Below are 15,460 nucleotides of genomic sequence, written 5' to 3'. Positions count from 1 at the left end.
GTCTAATTTCCCACGCCTGTGGAAAACTTGAATATCCTTACTGTTAACTTAACCTTAACTACGACGCTTCAGGAGTTATTCATCTTTAATGGTTAAAGTTTTCATTAAGATGTTCGGAAGCGAAAAGCATTCAACAGAGCTTAAACGTTTCAGTATCGGGCATTATTTTTCGAGCAGCAAATTCGTGATGAGGTGAAGACGATGAACATTATCGTTCAGCTACGTGACAGCGTTAATGTCATCCGTGAATTCGTCGCACCAAGCTACAGGCCAGAGCGCCATTATATGCGCGGACCTGGCCCGGCTTGCGCGGCACGCACGGTCAATTAGAATCGAAAAACCGGTTCGCACTTTTGATGGAAATGCTCTAGTTCCAGAATTTCGTTCTGGTTTCAGGCAACAGAAAAGCCAGAGTGGGTGACCACTCTGGCTTTTTGTTTAGCGCTTTTGCTTATTCCAAGCCTTCAAACAGTGCCGTTGAAAGATAGCGTTCTGCGAAGGATGGAATGATGATGACGATGTTCTTGCCCTTGTTTTCAGGACGTTTGCCAATTTCGATGGCAGCGGTGAGGGCGGCACCTGAAGAAATGCCGACCGGAATGCCTTCAAGACGTGCAATCAGACGGGCGTTGGCAAAGGAATCTTCGTTGGAGACGGTAACAATTTCGTCATAGATGCTTGTGTCGAGGGTCTTTGGTGCAAAGCCGGCACCGATGCCCTGAATTTTATGCGGGCCGGGTGTTCCGCCGGAAAGAATGGGCGAGTCTTTTGGCTCGACGGCAACCACTTTGAAAGACGGTTTGCGCGCCTTGATGACCTGACCAACGCCGGTGATCGTGCCGCCGGTGCCGATGCCTGAGATCAGAATATCGGCTTCGCCATTGGTGTCGTTCCAGATTTCCTCAGCCGTCGTCAGGCGATGAATTTCTGGATTTGCCGGGTTTTCAAACTGCTGTGGAATGATCGCATTTGGATTGCCTTCAGCAATTTCTTCAGCCTTTGTGATCGCGCCTTTCATGCCTTTTGCACCCTCGGTCAAAACGAGTTCAGCACCCAAAAGCTTGAGCAACTTGCGGCGTTCAACCGACATGGTTTCAGGCATGGTCAGCACAAGGCGGTAACCCTTTGCTGCGGCAGCAAAGGCCAGCGCGATACCGGTGTTGCCGGATGTCGGCTCGACAAAAACAGTTTTTCCCGGAACAGCCTTGCCCTGTGCCTCAAGCGCTTCGATCAGTGCCAGACCGATGCGGTCCTTGACGCTTGCCAGCGGATTGAAGAATTCCAGCTTTACCAGCAGATTGGCTTCAACGCCGTTTTCCTTGGCGAATTTGTCGATGCGCACGAGCGGTGTGTTGCCGATTGTATCGAGAATGGAATTATAGATGCGACCGCGCCCTGCGGGTTCACCGTTTTTTCCGCCAAGTGGCTTGCTCATGGAATAATCTCCTTCTGTTGAGGGCGAAGTTTATGAGGAAATGGCGCAAAAGCATAGCTGCTTCCATGCTTCTGATTGGATAATAATGGAATTATATTCTAAAAATTTCTCTTTGCTAGAAGAAGATTCCAGGCTGTTGCGTGCCGTTAAAGCGCATGATCATTTGTTGGAAAATCGCGCAATGCTCAAGTGAAAACAGATCGCGTGCTCTTTCGATCAGCCTCTTATGTCTGTAAGCTTTTGGCGTCTGATTGATCCGCATCAATGTTCTTTTTGCGACGAGCGCACATGATCGGGTCGTGATCGCAAACTGGAGGCATGGGCCGTGTATAAGACAATTCTGATTGCAACCGATGGGTCTGAACTTGCCGATAAGGGCATTGAACAGGGCGTGGCGCTGGCCAAGAAGTTTGGCTCGAAAGTGCTGCTCGTTTCTGTGACCGAGCTTCTGCCATCCTATGGGATCGTGGTTGCTGCAGAATGGGCCTCAAGCCCTGCTGCTTTTCAGGAATATCGTGAGGCAATCACCAAAGCGGCGACAGAATTGCTCTTGAAAGCCAAAGCCAAGGCGAAAGCCGCAGGCGTTCATGCCGAAACTTTGCACATTGAGAATCAGTCGCCAGCGCAGGGCATCATTGAAGCCGCCAAGCAGACAGGCAGTGACCTGATCGTTATCGCATCGCATGGCCGCCGTGGTGTCAATAAGCTGCTTCTTGGCAGTCAGGCTGCTGAAATCCTCTCTTTAAGCTCTGTACCTGTGCTTGTGGTCAAATAAATCACGCAATCTGCAAAATGCTAAACACAGGGCAATGTTCGCTCACAGTCGCATAAGAGACTAACAACGCAAGAAGATTGCCCCATATCTCTGTTAGACTTCTCTGGCCTCTAAGGGCAGGAGAAGTTTTTCAGGAGATTATCATGACCGCGCCGCGTCCATCGAAGACCAGCATTGGCAATCATCTGCTTCATCCCGAAACACAGATGCTTAATTATGGTTACGATCCCGAGCTATCCGAGGGAGCTGTCAAACCGCCTGTTTTTCTGACATCGACCTTTGTGTTCAAAAGCGCTGAAGATGGGCGCGACTTTTTTGATTTTGTTTCCGGGCGCAAAGAGCCTCCCGCTGGCGTTGGGGCGGGGCTCGTTTATTCGCGTTTCAACCATCCTAACAGCGAGATCGTAGAAGATCGCCTGGCTGTTTATGAAGGCACGGAAAGCGGTGCGCTGTTTTCCTCCGGCATGTCGGCGATTGCCACGACCCTCTTTGCATTCACCCGGCCGGGTGATGTGATTCTGCATTCGCAGCCGCTTTATGGCGGCACAGAAACGCTGCTTGCCAAGACATTCTATAATTTCGGTGTTGAGGCTGTGGCCTTTGCTGACGGTGTCCACGAGACTTCTATCCAAGAGGCAGCCGATAGGGCGGTACAGAAGGGGCGCGTGTCGGTTATTCTGATTGAAACGCCTGCCAATCCAACCAACAGCCTTGTCGATATTGCTGCGATCCGGCGCGTTGCAGAAAAGATCGCCGCCAAGCAGAATGGCCACCGCCCTGTGATCGTGTGCGATAACACATTGCTTGGCCCGGTTTTTCAGAAGCCGCTTGATCACGGTGCAGACCTGTCACTCTATTCGCTGACGAAATATGTCGGTGGCCATTCCGATCTGATTGCCGGTGCCGTTCTTGGCGCGAAGGCGGTTGTCAAACAGGTGAAAGCGCTGCGTGGCGCCATTGGCACACAGCTTGATCCGCATTCGTGCTGGATGCTGGGGCGATCGCTCGAAACACTTGGTATTCGTATGGAACGTGCGAACAACAACGCACGCGCGGTTGCGGATTTCCTGCGGGGGCACCCCAGGGTCGAAAAACTGCATTATCTGCCTTTTGAGGATGAAAATTCGGCGGCTGGGCAATTGTTCAAGCGCCAATGCACCGGAGCGGGTTCGACTTTCTCCTTTGATATCAAAGGCGGTCAAGCGGCAGCATTTCGCTTCCTCAATGCACTGGAAATATTGAAGCTGGCCGTTAGCCTCGGCGGAACGGAATCGCTGGCTAGCCATCCGGCGGCAATGACGCATTCCGGTGTTCCGGTGGATGTGCGTGAACGCATCGGTGTATTGGAAACAACCATAAGACTGTCGATTGGTATTGAACACCCGGACGACTTGATCGCTGATCTTGCTCAGGCGCTTGAAGCAGTTTGATTGATATGGTGCGGGTGGTCGGAATCGAACCGACACTCCTTTCGGAACCGGATTTTGAGTCCGGCGCGTCTACCAGTTCCACCACACCCGCACGTGACTGCTTAAGCAGTTTGATATGGTCCAAAAACGGACAGCGGGGAGGGATATACCGGCTAAACGAAACAACGTCAATCGCCCTCGGGCGCCTGACTGATTATAGTTTCAGGTTTTTCACGACGCGCAGTCCACAGTCTCCTGATCGCTCGTCAGTCCGGTTGAAACAGATCGGCGTTCTGATTGTCTGTTTGATCGCGCAGCGTGTTTTAAAAACTGTTCCACACATATCATCACGCGCTCGAAGGTGTAAATTGCTTCCTGCGCTTAAAGCATTTCCTGTTTTGATTAAACTATTGGAAATGCTCTATCTGTTTGTTTTCACGCATGCCATTCTCGGATCGTAGCGCGAATAGAAATCAGACCGGCGGACGGATTTCTCCGCGAAGGCGGTTCCCACTTTTTCGCGACATGCTCTAGCGGCGGATATTGTGCTCGACAATATTCCAGCAGACCAGACATGCAATGAGGCCCAACACGATGAGGTCAAGTGTTTTCAGGTATGAAAGATATTCCAACATAGCGCATCTCCTTCCCACAGGAGGCGCTTTGGTTTTTGTGAAGCAGCGAAAGAGGGGCGTGTTTATATTTTTACTTAATTGCTTCCGAGTAAAACCTGGAGCCAATCAATTTATACCCTCAATTTCACCTGCCAAAATAGTTTACAGGCGCTCTCCTGAAACAAATGATAGCACAGCTTTTTGATTTCTCAAGTAAATGTGACTTTTATTTCCGATCGGTAAAATTGCGGATTCTATTTCGAATAATCCGGGTGAGATTGCGCGTGCGCTGATAAAGATGAATTTGCGCCGCCGCCTGACGAACATGCTTGTCTGCGCCCGGATGAAGTCCGACAACAAGCGTTTCAATGGTTTCACGCTCCTCAAACAAGCGCGACATAACCGGGTGGTCGGGCACCGCACAGGAATCGGTGCGTGTGATGTTGGGGTCTTCGAGATGGTTTTTCACCACTTCAATCATCAGCAGCATGCCGGGCGAATAGGCTTGAAGCGTTTCATCAAAGGCCGTTTTCCAGGTCCATGCTTCGCCTGAAACCGTGAAGACGATCAGGATCGCAATCACGCGACCATTGAATTCAAGCGTGTGGATGCGCACGCAATCGCGCTCGGCCAGATTGTTGACCGCCTCACGTGCGAAAGCCGCGCGGAAACGGTCGACCGCCATGGCCGTGCCGCGCCGCCCTTTCCAGCCGCTCGCTTCAAGCGTCAGAAAATGCTCGAATGTGTGGCGCACTTCGTCAGGCTTTCTTGCGATGCGATAGGCCAGTTCGCCTTTCTCGGCAAGACGACGCCACAGCCGGGCATATTCGCGGCGATGATGCGGGCCGATGGCTTGCTTGACATAGGTCTCACCATCAAGATCGCTCTTAAGGAATGGCCGCTCTTTTCGCTCAATGGAGACAATCGGCAATTGCCGTCCGACAGCCACGGAACGGATCAATTTTGCAACCGGGCCGTCAGCGCGCATTTCTGGCAGTACAAGCACTTCCGGCATTTTGATATGATCGCGGGCCAGAATATCGAACAGATCTTCAAGAACGCCCAAAGGATCGTCATGATCGATCAGCGGAGTGCCCTGAGGGCCAAATGGTGTGGCCCATGCGCGAATAACAGGCGATGACAGGGGAAAGCCGGGACGCTCAATCGTATAGGGCATGACGAAACGCAGGCGGCTGCGCACGTCATTTTCGTCACGCATAACCATGAAACGCACTTCGCGATCTTCAAGGCGCGGCATAGCGGGCGCAAGAAAGCGTGCATTAAAGAAGATGTTTGGCTCTATTGTGCGGTTGCTCAGATGATCAAGCTCGTCGCGCAGTTCAAAGCCTGCGGATGCGCCATAGATTGCAAGCTTGCGCGGAATGGCGCGGCTGCTAAGGCTTTCCTCCAGCCGTTTGGTCGCATCCCTGGCAGGCAGTGTTTCAGAGAGTTGCGAAATAATGCGTGCAGTGTGTCCACCTGCGGATTCCTCGAGCAAAGGTTTTGCGGCCATTACAAACTCTCCTCAGAGGTATTGCTGCGGGCATTTGCTGCCATTGCAAAGCGCATGAACACCGCCAGCAGCGATAAACGCTGAGCGCGCATCGACGTCCTTGGAAACAGCAAAACACGATCGACCCGCCCCGTCACAGAACGATGTTTCGTTGCGATCCTGCCAGATAAATTCCGGCGTGCTGCATTCGCGGCAGATAAACGCACTTGTTGCCAACCCTGTTTGTTGCGACCTTTATTTCAGGCCCATTCTTTCCGGTGATCTTCTCAAGGATCACCGTTTTACCGCATCCCGTATTTTTCGGCCTGCGATGGCTGAACATTAGATGCCAGTTCTTTATAAAGGTAAAAAGAAACGGCCTCCTTTGCGAAAGTGAAGCCAAAATTTTGAAATGGTAATTACTTCGTGAATATATCGGTAATTTCGAAATTTCTAATTAACAAGGCGGACTACCATGATGTTTATAATAAAAACCCGGCGATTGTGCGCCGGGTTTTGGTTTTAAGGAGCATGTTTCGGGCGTGGCTTAGTCAAACGCGCCGTGGCAATGCTTGTATTTCTTGCCAGAGCCGCACGGGCAGGCTTCGTTGCGGCTGATCTTGCCCCAGGTCCTTGGATCGGCGGGATCGCGTTCACTGGCTGGAATGATACGCTCATCCTGCTGATGTTCGGCCCATGAATTCTCATCAAAATCATTCTCGCCGGTGGTTCCATCGATGTGGACGCCAGTCATTGGCGGAAGCTCGGGCTCTGGTGGGGCTTCGCGCACGATTTCGACGCGCATCAGCTGGGTAATGACCACTTCACGCAGGTTTGCAAGCAGGGCCTGAAACAGTTCGAAGCCTTCCGTCTTGTACTCGTTCAGCGGATCGCGCTGTGCATAGCCACGGAAACCAACGACCGAACGTAAATGGTCAAGATTGACCAGATGTTCGCGCCAGAGGTTATCGAGTGACTGCATGATCACTGACTTTTCGATGTATGTCATGATCTGCGGGCCGAAGCGTTCTGCCTTCTCGGCTGCGGCCTTGTCCGCGGCTTCCTTGATCCGGGCTTCAAACTCTTCTTCGGCGATACCTTCTTCCTTGGCCCATTCGTCCACAGGAAGAGCGAGGTTCAACTTGGTGAGAATGTCGTCCTTGAGGCCGGCAATATCCCATTTTTCAGCGTAAGCATCTTTCGGGATCCGAAGCGCGACCATATCCTCGATCACTTCGTGGCGCATCTCCGCAACGGTATCGGTCAGGTCTTCGTCGTCCATGATTTCAAGGCGCTGCTCGAAAATCACCTTACGCTGATCATTCATCACGTCATCGTATTTGAGCAGATTCTTGCGGATTTCGAAGTTCCGCGCTTCCACCTTGGTCTGCGCCTTTTCAAGCGCCTTGTTGATCCATGGATGCACGATCGCTTCGTCTTCCTTGAGACCCAGCTTCTGCAGCATGCCGTCCATACGGTCAGAGCCGAAGATACGCATCAAATCATCCTGAAGCGACAGGAAGAATTTTGAACGGCCCGGATCGCCCTGACGGCCGGAACGACCGCGCAGCTGGTTATCGATGCGGCGGCTTTCATGGCGTTCTGTGGCAAGAACATACAGGCCGCCTGCAGCCAGTGCCTTTTCCTTCAGCCTTGCAATATCGGCCTTGAGTTCGGCAATTTTGGCAGTGCGTTCTGGACCTTCCGGTACATCTGAAAGCTCGCGCTGCACGCGCATTTCAAGATTGCCGCCAAGCTGAATATCCGTACCACGACCAGCCATATTGGTGGCAATCGTAATTGCACCCGGAACACCGGCCTGTGCAATGATGAAAGCTTCCTGCTCATGGTAACGGGCGTTGAGGACCTGGAAGTCTTTGATGCCGTCCTTGCGCAGGCGCTCAGCCAGAAGTTCCGACTTTTCAATCGAAGTCGTGCCGACAAGAACAGGCTGGCCCTTTTCGTGGGAGGCGCGAATGTCACGCACGATGGCTTTGTATTTCTCTTCGACGGTGCGATAGACTTCGTCGTCTTCATCGATGCGCTTGACCGGCAGGTTGGTCGGAATTTCAAGAACGTCGAGACTGTAAATATTGCCGAACTCTTCCGCTTCCGTGGCAGCCGTACCGGTCATGCCGGAGAGCTTGGTATACATGCGGAAGTAGTTCTGGAAGGTGATCGAAGCCAGCGTCTGATTTTCAGGCTGGATGGTCACATGTTCCTTGGCTTCCAGTGCCTGATGCAGACCTTCCGAGAAGCGGCGGCCCGGCATCATGCGGCCGGTGAATTCGTCAATGATGATGATTTCATCATTGCGGACGATATAGTCCTTGTCACGCTGGAACAGCTTGTGCGCGCGAAGGGCATTGTTGAGGTGATGAACAACCGAAACATTTTCGATGTCGTAGAGGCTTTCGCCTTTGAGATGGCCAGCAGCTTCCAGAAGCTGCTCAACCTTTTCAGTTCCGACTTCGGTGAAGATTGCGGTCTTCTGTTTTTCATCGATTTCAAAATCTTCCGGCTCAAGTGCCGGAATGAATGTGTCGATGAGATTGTAAAAGTCTGAACGATCTTCCAGCGGGCCGGAAATAATCAGCGGGGTGCGTGCTTCGTCGATGAGGATCGAATCCACTTCGTCGACGATGGCGTAGTTGTGACCGCGCTGCACCATCTGGCCACGCTCATATTTCATATTATCGCGCAGATAATCGAAACCGAGTTCGTTGTTGGTGGCGTAGGTGATGTCACAGGCGTAAGCAGCCTGACGCTCATTGTCATCGAGGCCGTGCTTGATGACACCGACGGTCAGCCCCAGGAAGTTATAAAGCTTTCCCATGGTTTCGGCATCGCGGCTGGCAAGGTAATCATTGACTGTCACCACATGTACGCCCTTGCCTTCAAGAGCGTTGAGGTAGACAGGCAGCGTTGCCATCAGCGTCTTGCCTTCACCGGTGCGCATTTCGGCGATACCGCGTTCGTGCAGAACCATGCCGCCGATCAGCTGGACATCGAACGGGCGCATACCGAGCACACGCTTGGCCGCTTCACGCGCCGTTGCAAAAGCGTCGGGAAGCAGTGCATCCAGCTTTTTGCCCTGAGCGAGTTCTGCACGGAATTCCGCAGTCTTCGCCTGTAGCTGTTCATCGGTTAGGGCTTCGTAATTCTTCTCAAGCGCAGTAATCTGTTCCGCACGAACGCGCAATGATTTCACATGGCGGTCGTTGGATGAACCGAATATCTTGCGGGCGAGGCCGCCAAAGCTGACCATTCCTGGTCCTTTCCTGTCCGTTCAGCCGGAAGCGCTTCCGGCGTCATGGCCTCTCTCGATTTCACCGAAATTCGCGAAAGGCTCTAACTCTTTGTTTTGTCGCATTTTCGAACGCAAAACCGCTGCGCACTTTTGCTGATAATGCTTTGTCGAATGCTTTATTCACGCGTATTGAAACAAATGCAAGAAAACTACGCTGTCAACGCTGCCAGAAACGGCGCGTTTTAGCGCAATTCGCCCGGTCGCTTACTGGACGACAAGACGAAGGACAGATAAGAGGGGCTTCGAGCGATGTCAATGTTGCTCGATAAGACGCAAAACCTGTCTTTTCTCACTAATAAGTGTGTTTCAGGGCCAAATTCTGCCGCATTAATGGGGCCGTTAGGTGGTCTCGAAGGAGAGAATCTCATATGAAAGCCATTCTCAAAGCCCCTTATCGCAAGGCACTTGCCGTTCTTGCAACCTCGGTTGCACTCGCTGGTTTTTCCAGTTCGGCTGTCTTTGCACAGGATGCAGCGAAACCCGCAGAGGCAGCACAGTCTGCGGCTGCTTCCAAAGATCCGGCAAAGGTTCTGGCCACCGTCGGCGGTAAGGACATTACTGTCGGTGACGTTGATCAGGCTGCAGGCGATCTTGATCCGCAGTTTGCACGTCTTCCAGCCGAGCAGCGCCGTCTGGCCGCTCTTGCAGCGCTCATCGACATCAAGGCGATGGCTGGAGAAGCCGTGAAAGAAAAGCTCGATCAGAGCGAGGACTTCAAGAAGCGCATGGAATTCCTGCGTGAACGTGCGCTGCACAATGAATATTTCAAGGATGCGATTGTCAACAAGATTTCCGATGCCGATGTTCGTGCGCGTTACGACAAGGAAATCGCGGCCATTCCTCCACAGACTGAAGTGCGTGCTCGTCACATTCTCGTCAAGACCAAGGAAGAAGCGGAAGCCATCATCAAGAAGCTTGAAGGTGGTGCGAAGTTTGAAGATCTCGCCAAAGAAAACTCCACCGATGGCACTGCCGCCAATGGTGGTGATCTTGGTTATTTCTCCGAAGGCCAGATGGTTCCGGAATTTGAAAAGGCCGCTTTTGCCCTCAAGCCGGGTGAATACACCAAGGAGCCGGTGCAGACGCAGTTTGGCTTCCACGTCATTCAGCTTGAAGATCGCCGCACCAAGCAGCCGCCGGCATTTGATCAGGTTTCCGACCAGATTCGTTCGATCATCATGCGTGAGCGTTATGTCGAGGCCGTCAAGAAGCTGCGCGATGGCTTGAAGATCGAATATAAGGATCCTGCCGTCGATAAAGCGATGAAGGAAGCGGCCGCCGCTCAGGAAGCGGCGGATAAAGGCGATTCGCCTGATGCCGCTCAACCACAGCAGTAAATTATGAATTCACAAAGCGCCCCGGAAGTCCGGGGCGTTTTTTGTTGAACGTTAGTTAAAGCTTGATTTTGTGCTGCAAACCTTTCCAATGCGACAGAATCAAATCGCATCTGTTCAGAGGCAATCATGTCTGCGTCCGTATCACCGCTCGCCCCCAAACATTATCCATCCATGCCTGTTATTCACGGCGTCCGCATCGCGACGGCTGCAGCCGGTATCAAATATAAGGGCCGCACGGATGTCATGCTGATGGTCTTTGACAAGCCTGCGGAGGCAGCCGGTGTTTTCACCCGTTCGCTCTGCCCGTCTGCACCGGTTGATTTCTGCCGCCAGAACCTGGTGCATGGCAAGGCGCGTGCGGTTGTGGTCAATTCAGGCAATGCCAATGCCTTCACAGGTCTCAAAGGTCGGGCGGCCACGCAAGCAACCGCAGAGGCTGCCGCCAAGGCTGTTGGATGCAAGACGACAGATGTGTTTCTTGCCTCCACCGGTGTGATCGGCGAGCCGCTGGATGCGTCGAAGTTCTCGGGTCTTCTGGATGACATGGCAAAATCTGCCAGCGACGATCTCTGGACAGAAGCCGCCAAGGCCATCATGACAACCGATACTTATCCGAAAGTGGCGACCGAAACGGTGCTGCTCGGCCAGGTTCCGGTGACGATCAATGGCATTGCCAAGGGTGCGGGCATGATCGCACCTGACATGGCAACCATGCTTTCATTTGTTGTTACCGATGCACCGATCAAGGCGGATGTCTTGCAGAGCCTGCTTTCCAAGGGCGTTGGTTCGACGTTCAATGCGGTGACAGTTGATAGTGATACATCCACTTCTGATACGCTGATGCTGTTTGCAACAGGATCGGCTGCGGAACGCGGTGCACCCGAAATTACCGATGTTTCCGACAAGCGTCTGGGTGATTTCAAAAAGGCGCTGGCGCGCGTTTTGAAGTCGCTGGCACTTCAGGTCGTGCGTGATGGCGAAGGTGCGCGCAAGATGGTCGAAATTGAAGTGAGCGGTGCAAAGTCCGCCGCTTCTGCGAAGAAAATCGCGCTTTCAATTGCCAATTCACCCTTGGTCAAAACGGCGGTTGCCGGTGAAGATGCCAATTGGGGCCGTGTGGTCATGGCTGTTGGTAAAGCGGGTGAACCGGCTGATCGCGATCTGCTGGCGATCTGGTTTGGCGATATTCGCGTGGCGCATCAGGGCGAACGCGATCCGGCTTATTCGGAAGAGGCAACGTCTGCTTATATGCAGGGCGAGGATATTCTCATTCGCGTCGATCTGGGGATCGGGAAGGGCAAGGCGACCGTCTGGACCTGCGATCTGACCAAGGAATATGTGGCGATCAACGGCGACTATCGCAGCTAAGCTTGGAGAGAGTTTGAATATGTCAAATCTTGCTATCGTTCGCCAGCTGGAGGCCGTTGGCTTTCGTGCATGGCCTGCCACGTCCGTTCATTATGACGGAACGTGGGCGATACGCATGACGGCTGCACATCCTTCAAAGCGGCTCAATTCGGTTAATCCGCTTGATCCGGGTGATACGCGCGATATTCCGGCGCGTATCGAACAGGCATCGCAGCGTTTTCGCGTTTACGGACGGGTGCCGTGTTTCAGGCTTTCGCCACTCGCACCCGTCGAGCTTGAAGATTATCTTGAAGGTCTGGGATGGGAGCGTCGCGATGAAACCATCGTCATGACTTCCAATCTGGATGATATTGATCTCTCGCAGGAGCGTGATCAGATTCCGCTCAAAGATATTGGCCGCTTCGTCGAGGCTTCGCTCATCATTCACGGGCGCCCCGCTGAACTTCGTCCGGGTTTCTGCGAGCTGCTGGATGGCATTCGCCCCAACAAGGGTATGTTTATTCTCGAAGAGGACGGACGGGCGGTCTCCAATGTGCTTTGCGTGCAGGATGGTGTCATGGCGGGGCTGTTCGATGTTGGGACTTTGCCGGATGCACGCCGCGCCGGTCATGGTCGCGCTATCATCGGGGCGACGCTCAAATGGGCAAAGCAACTCGGTGCCCAAAAAGCCTGGCTTCAGATTGAGGCGGATAATGTTGCCGGACTGGCGCTTTACGAGCGCTTTGGCTTTCAGGAAGCCTATCGTTACGCTTATCGGGAGAGCAATGAGAAATGAGCGAGATAAAAGCCCGGCGCATCGTGCTGGTGGCCGCCTGCGCGCTTGTGGATGCTGATGGGCGTGTGCTTCTCGCGCAGCGCCCGCAAGGCAAGTCTCTGGCAGGTCTCTGGGAGTTTCCCGGAGGCAAGGTCGAAGCTGGTGAAACGCCGGAAGAAACGCTGATCCGTGAACTCGAAGAAGAAATTGGCGTGACGACCAAGGTGGCCTGTCTGGCGCCGCTGACCTTTGCCAGCCACACATATGATGATTTTCATCTTCTGATGCCGCTTTATGTCTGCCGTCGCTTTGAAGGTGTTGCGCAAGGGCTGGAAGGACAGGCCCTGAAATGGGTGCGTCCGAAGGATATGCGCGATTATCCGATGCCGCCAGCCGATGAGCCGCTGATCCCGTTTTTGATTGATCTGCTTTGAGCCTGTGGAAAGCTTCAAAATAGCTGACAAATCGTTGACGTTAACCTTCTGCGTTAATCGATGATTCACTCCGCTGCGGCATTGTTTAAAACAAGTGCCTCGGAGTTTATGTCATGAGTTTTGACAACAATTATTTTAGTGCAGATCATAACGAATATAAGCCGGGCCCACTCTCAAAAGCGGGCGGCAGCATTTTACGCGTTGTCTTGCTGTTTGGGTCGGCTGCGGTCGCGTTGGCGTTGATTATTGTTCCGGTTTTAAACGATCAGGCAAACAAGGTTGCATCGCAATCAGTACTGCCTGCCGGTGTCGATCGCACCATGACCGGATCAGTCAAGCGTGACACTTACGTCGCCCGCAAGGCACCCGTTCGCCCAATCTGCGTGATTGATCCAGATGGCACGCATAGTGGCGACTGCTGAAAGATTCATTCCACATTCTTTAATGCATCGGCCAGTGAAGCCTTGGCAGAGCCGGGCTTTAATGGCTTTTGCTGCGATTCATGTGGTGCCCAGCCTGACAGCCAGACTGTCGAGAAGGTGGCACGAATACGCCCATCGGGATCGCTGAACCGCTCGGCATAAATTTCTGCTGCACGCAGGAACAGTTTTTTCGAGACTGGTTTGCGCGAGCGATCGCGCAACACATTCTGCATGCCCATGGCGCGCAGATCGGCCATCAGGTTGAAAATGCTGTCATAGCGGACCGTCACATTATCCACGTCTGTTACCGGCAGCGCAAAACCTGCGCGTTGCAAAAGACCGCCAACATCACGCACATCTGCAAAAGGGAATATGCGCGGACTTGCGCCACCCGTCAGTTCAATTTCCGCCTGCAAAAGGCTTTCCCGCAATTCGCCCAATGTTCCATTGCCGCTGAGTGCAGCAAGAAACAGGCCATCCGGTTTCAACGCGCGGGCGATTTGTATCATCGCGCCCGGCGTATCATTGGTTGAATGCAGCGACAGCAGTGACACAATCAGATCGGCACTTTGGGGTTTCAGTGGCAGGGCTTCTTCATCGGCGACAATGGCCGGAAAAGGACCGGAGAGAAAAGCTGCATCGCGTTCGATGCGTAAAATCATGTCTGCTTTGCCTGAATGAGCAAGAGCGCCTGCTGCAAGACCGTTGTGACCGGCAAGATCAATGGCAACGGAGAAGTGGCGCTCGACAGCAGCAAGCCGGTCTTCCAGATCGTCAGCCACTCTGCGCAACAAAAAGTCTGCACCCTTCACAGCATGCCTGAAAGCGCGGCGGCGGAACGCCAGCTGGAGGTCGCGATCAAAAATCGCATTTTCTGACGATTGAGCGGATGAGGGGGCTGCCATTGCGATTCCGTCTTCTCTTTCGGATATGCGTCGGTAATATGGATAAGGGCGTAGATGCATTCGAACGGGGGCGAATGCAATGGTTGATGACGACAGGTCGCATCAAAGCTTGGTGTTGAGGCTGAAAACGACAGCGTTTAACGCGGTGCGTGTTGGTTTGCGCCGTTCTGCGGATATTCTGTTTCCAGCAGGCTGTATCGGTTGCCGCATAGAGGTTTCCGAACCCGGAACGCTTTGCCCTGAGTGCTGGTCACAGCTGCGCTTTATCGAAAAGCCTTACTGCCCGGTGCTTGGCATTCCGTTTAATCATGATTTTGGCGAGAATTTCATGAGCGCGGAAGCAATCGCCAATCCGCCGCCGTTTCGGCGTCTGCGCTCTGCGGTGCTTCACAGAGGGGCTGCGCAGCGCATGGCTGTCTTGCTTAAGTTTCAGGACCGCACGGATTTAGCATCATGGATGGCACGCTGGATGCTGCGTGCCGGACGGGAATTGCTGGATGAGTGCGATGTCATTTTGCCGGTGCCGTTGCACAAATGGCGTTTCTGGTCGCGGCGGTTTAACCAGTCGGCAGAGCTGGCGCGCAGCTTGGCGCAACTCAGTGGCAAGCCTTATGAACCACAGGCCATAAGGCGTATTCGTCAGACAAATCAGCAGATCGGGCTTGGTTTGAAAGAGCGAAAGCGCAATGTTGACGGTGCTTTCCGCGTGCCAAAGGAGCACGATATTCATGTGCGCGGACGGAGGGTCTTGTTGATCGATGATGTTTATACGACAGGATCAACGGCGAAAGCTGCAACACGTGCGCTCTTGCGCGGTGGCGCAAAAAGCGTGGATGTGCTGACATTCAGCCGGGTTCTACCGGATTCGTGAACGCATCAGGGGCTTCCAGATCGTTGTTTTGCCATTATATAGAGGCCAACGAATGGAGTTTTACATGACTGATGTCACCATCTATACCCGCCCTGGCTGCCCATATTGCACGCGTGCAGTCGGTCTTTTGAAGAACAAGGGCGTTGCGTTTAACGAAATTAATGCAGGCGCTACACCTGAACTGCGTGCGGAAATGCAGCAGCGTTCGGGCCGCAATACCTTCCCGCAGATTTTTGTCGGTTCGGTGCATGTGGGCGGTTGCGATGATCTGTTTGTTCTCGATAATGCAGGCAAGCTTGATGGTCTGCTTGCGACTGGCGAACTGAATTAAGAT

At 53.1% G+C, this 15,460-nt stretch carries 14 protein-coding genes and 1 tRNA gene; 10 read left to right on the top strand and 5 right to left on the bottom strand.

From position 1 onward, the window contains the following. The first annotated feature begins 201 nt into the window (after positions 1-201). Complete coding sequence (locus ABE527_RS12580; protein ID WP_260525696.1) at positions 202-330, top strand: hypothetical protein; 129 nt, start codon at positions 202-204, stop codon at positions 328-330. Positions 331-451: 121 nt separating this feature from the next. Here ABE527_RS12580 and cysK read toward each other — a convergent pair whose 3' ends face one another. Continuing rightward, positions 452-1,435, bottom strand: coding sequence for a cysteine synthase A (gene cysK, locus ABE527_RS12575; protein WP_499697120.1), 984 nt, complete (start codon positions 1,433-1,435; stop codon positions 452-454). Between the two features lie 325 nt (positions 1,436-1,760). On the opposite strand from cysK, the gene ABE527_RS12570 reads away from it, so the two are divergent. Further along, complete coding sequence (locus ABE527_RS12570; RefSeq protein ID WP_499697119.1) at positions 1,761-2,210, top strand: universal stress protein; 450 nt, start codon at positions 1,761-1,763, stop codon at positions 2,208-2,210. 143 nt (positions 2,211-2,353) lie between these two features. Next, positions 2,354-3,640 (top strand): cystathionine gamma-synthase family protein, encoded by a 1,287-nt coding sequence (locus tag ABE527_RS12565; protein WP_499697118.1) that lies wholly within the window; start codon positions 2,354-2,356, stop codon positions 3,638-3,640. Between the two features lie 6 nt (positions 3,641-3,646). Here ABE527_RS12565 and ABE527_RS12560 read toward each other — a convergent pair. The 3 genes from ABE527_RS12560 to secA form a co-directional block, all read right to left on the bottom strand. Continuing rightward, positions 3,647-3,731, bottom strand: a tRNA-Leu gene (locus tag ABE527_RS12560). Between the two features lie 728 nt (positions 3,732-4,459). Beyond that, positions 4,460-5,746, bottom strand: coding sequence for a type IV secretion system effector crotonyl transferase BspF (gene bspF / locus ABE527_RS12555; RefSeq protein ID WP_499694727.1), 1,287 nt, complete (start codon positions 5,744-5,746; stop codon positions 4,460-4,462). A 526-nt stretch (positions 5,747-6,272) separates the two neighbouring features. Continuing rightward, the gene (gene secA, locus ABE527_RS12550; protein ID WP_265986930.1) at positions 6,273-8,993 is read right to left on the bottom strand and encodes a preprotein translocase subunit SecA; all 2,721 of its coding nucleotides are present in this window, start codon (positions 8,991-8,993) and stop codon (positions 6,273-6,275) included. Positions 8,994-9,403: 410 nt separating this feature from the next. Here secA and ABE527_RS12545 point away from each other — a divergent pair, with 410 nt between their 5' ends. From ABE527_RS12545 to ABE527_RS12525, 5 genes are all read left to right on the top strand, one after another. Further along, the gene (locus ABE527_RS12545; RefSeq protein WP_499697117.1) at positions 9,404-10,372 is read left to right on the top strand and encodes a peptidylprolyl isomerase; all 969 of its coding nucleotides are present in this window, start codon (positions 9,404-9,406) and stop codon (positions 10,370-10,372) included. A 126-nt stretch (positions 10,373-10,498) separates the two neighbouring features. Beyond that, positions 10,499-11,740 (top strand): bifunctional glutamate N-acetyltransferase/amino-acid acetyltransferase ArgJ, encoded by a 1,242-nt coding sequence (argJ, locus tag ABE527_RS12540; RefSeq protein ID WP_499697116.1) that lies wholly within the window; start codon positions 10,499-10,501, stop codon positions 11,738-11,740. A 19-nt stretch (positions 11,741-11,759) separates the two neighbouring features. Further along, positions 11,760-12,515 carry a GNAT family N-acetyltransferase gene (locus ABE527_RS12535; RefSeq protein ID WP_265986925.1) on the top strand — a complete coding sequence of 252 codons (756 nt, stop codon included), beginning with the start codon at positions 11,760-11,762 and terminating at the stop codon, positions 12,513-12,515. Then, positions 12,512-12,928, top strand: a complete 417-nt coding sequence (locus tag ABE527_RS12530) for a (deoxy)nucleoside triphosphate pyrophosphohydrolase (protein ID WP_265986923.1) — start codon at positions 12,512-12,514, stop codon at positions 12,926-12,928. Before ABE527_RS12535 ends, ABE527_RS12530 begins: the two co-directional genes overlap by 4 nt. Before the next feature lie 113 nt (positions 12,929-13,041). Continuing rightward, a complete protein-coding gene (locus ABE527_RS12525) occupies positions 13,042-13,350 on the top strand; it encodes a hypothetical protein (RefSeq protein ID WP_265986922.1) in 309 nt (102 codons plus the stop codon). A 5-nt stretch (positions 13,351-13,355) separates the two neighbouring features. Here the strand turns inward: ABE527_RS12525 and ABE527_RS12520 are convergent, their stop codons facing one another. Further along, entirely contained in the window at positions 13,356-14,255 is a 900-nt protein-coding gene (locus ABE527_RS12520) for a methyltransferase domain-containing protein (RefSeq protein ID WP_265986921.1), read from the bottom strand. A 79-nt stretch (positions 14,256-14,334) separates the two neighbouring features. On the opposite strand from ABE527_RS12520, the gene ABE527_RS12515 reads away from it, so the two are divergent. Next, on the top strand, positions 14,335-15,126 hold the full coding sequence (locus ABE527_RS12515) for a ComF family protein (protein WP_499697115.1): 792 nt from the start codon (positions 14,335-14,337) through the stop codon (positions 15,124-15,126). A gap of 64 nt (positions 15,127-15,190) precedes the next feature. Next, positions 15,191-15,457 (top strand): glutaredoxin 3, encoded by a 267-nt coding sequence (gene grxC, locus ABE527_RS12510; RefSeq protein ID WP_499697114.1) that lies wholly within the window; start codon positions 15,191-15,193, stop codon positions 15,455-15,457. Positions 15,458-15,460: the final 3 nt, after the last annotated feature.

The organism is Brucella sp. TWI432 (genome assembly GCF_039674445.1).
Lineage (GTDB): Bacteria > Pseudomonadota > Alphaproteobacteria > Rhizobiales > Rhizobiaceae > Brucella > Brucella chromiisoli.
This window is presented reverse-complemented; position numbering and strand designations above follow the sequence as displayed.

Excerpts from the sequence above, each read along its gene's own strand:
- ABE527_RS12580 (WP_260525696.1), top strand. The coding sequence starts at position 202 with ATGAACATTATCGTTCAGCTACGTGACAGCGTTAATGTCATCCGTGAA.
- cysK (WP_499697120.1), bottom strand. The coding sequence starts at position 1,435 with ATGAGCAAGCCACTTGGCGGAAAAAACGGTGAACCCGCAGGGCGCGGT.
- ABE527_RS12565 (WP_499697118.1), top strand. The coding sequence starts at position 2,354 with ATGACCGCGCCGCGTCCATCGAAGACCAGCATTGGCAATCATCTGCTT.
- bspF (WP_499694727.1), bottom strand. The coding sequence starts at position 5,746 with ATGGCCGCAAAACCTTTGCTCGAGGAATCCGCAGGTGGACACACTGCA.
- secA (WP_265986930.1), bottom strand. The coding sequence starts at position 8,993 with ATGGTCAGCTTTGGCGGCCTCGCCCGCAAGATATTCGGTTCATCCAAC.
- ABE527_RS12545 (WP_499697117.1), top strand. The coding sequence starts at position 9,404 with ATGAAAGCCATTCTCAAAGCCCCTTATCGCAAGGCACTTGCCGTTCTT.
- argJ (WP_499697116.1), top strand. The coding sequence starts at position 10,499 with ATGTCTGCGTCCGTATCACCGCTCGCCCCCAAACATTATCCATCCATG.
- ABE527_RS12535 (WP_265986925.1), top strand. The coding sequence starts at position 11,760 with ATGTCAAATCTTGCTATCGTTCGCCAGCTGGAGGCCGTTGGCTTTCGT.
- ABE527_RS12530 (WP_265986923.1), top strand. The coding sequence starts at position 12,512 with ATGAGCGAGATAAAAGCCCGGCGCATCGTGCTGGTGGCCGCCTGCGCG.
- ABE527_RS12525 (WP_265986922.1), top strand. The coding sequence starts at position 13,042 with ATGAGTTTTGACAACAATTATTTTAGTGCAGATCATAACGAATATAAG.
- ABE527_RS12520 (WP_265986921.1), bottom strand. The coding sequence starts at position 14,255 with ATGGCAGCCCCCTCATCCGCTCAATCGTCAGAAAATGCGATTTTTGAT.
- ABE527_RS12515 (WP_499697115.1), top strand. The coding sequence starts at position 14,335 with ATGGTTGATGACGACAGGTCGCATCAAAGCTTGGTGTTGAGGCTGAAA.
- grxC (WP_499697114.1), top strand. The coding sequence starts at position 15,191 with ATGACTGATGTCACCATCTATACCCGCCCTGGCTGCCCATATTGCACG.